At 49.6% G+C, this 583-nt stretch carries 1 protein-coding gene; it reads right to left on the bottom strand.

Translation table 11 applies throughout. The features are described 5' to 3' along the window. Positions 1-337: 337 nt before the first annotated feature. Positions 338-583 (bottom strand): hypothetical protein (locus tag V8352_RS21915; RefSeq protein ID WP_336426367.1); only part of this gene is annotated, 246 nt, incomplete at its 5' end.

Genomic DNA, 583 nt, shown 5'->3' with positions numbered 1-583 from the left:
GACGCGCCATTTGCGCATCTGTCAGCCAGAAAAGATCAGACATATCACCGCTCCATTTTCGGACGGTGAATCACGCCGCTAGAATGAAATCAATGGGTCCAGAGCCTAAAGAACACCTTGATATGTTTCTAACCGATGCAGGCTTGTGGAGAGCTGTATTTGAACCGGATTTCATGTTTGGAGATGACAAAAAGCCGATCAAACTTTCACTTTCCGCGCTGCGGGATTTTCGTGTCGTGCAGCCTGTGCCGGGCCTCCTTTCGTTGCTTCGGTCAAATTATAAGGGGGTGATGAAGGATGGAAAACTCGCAAGCGCACTCCAAAAAATCGAAAACTTTCACTTTGCATTCACCGCAGTAACTTCCTCGCGTTCTTCTGGCGGCATATCTGGAATGTACTCTGCATTTGGAAGGAAGCTATTTGACTGCGATAACTCACAAGATGCGGCAAACGAAATACAAGACTTGATATCAAAACTTCGGGCTTCTTCGCGGTTTGTGTGGGTGTGCGGGTCTCCGGTCAGTTCACGACCACACCAGATGTTGTGTCGTAGGGTGACGCGGGCAGGTGCTTGAGCCGACCG

This window comes from Roseovarius sp. D0-M9 (genome assembly GCF_037083805.1).
Lineage (GTDB): Bacteria > Pseudomonadota > Alphaproteobacteria > Rhodobacterales > Rhodobacteraceae > Roseovarius.
The sequence above is the reverse complement of the archived record's forward strand: the minus strand, read 5'-3'. Positions and strand labels throughout refer to the sequence as shown.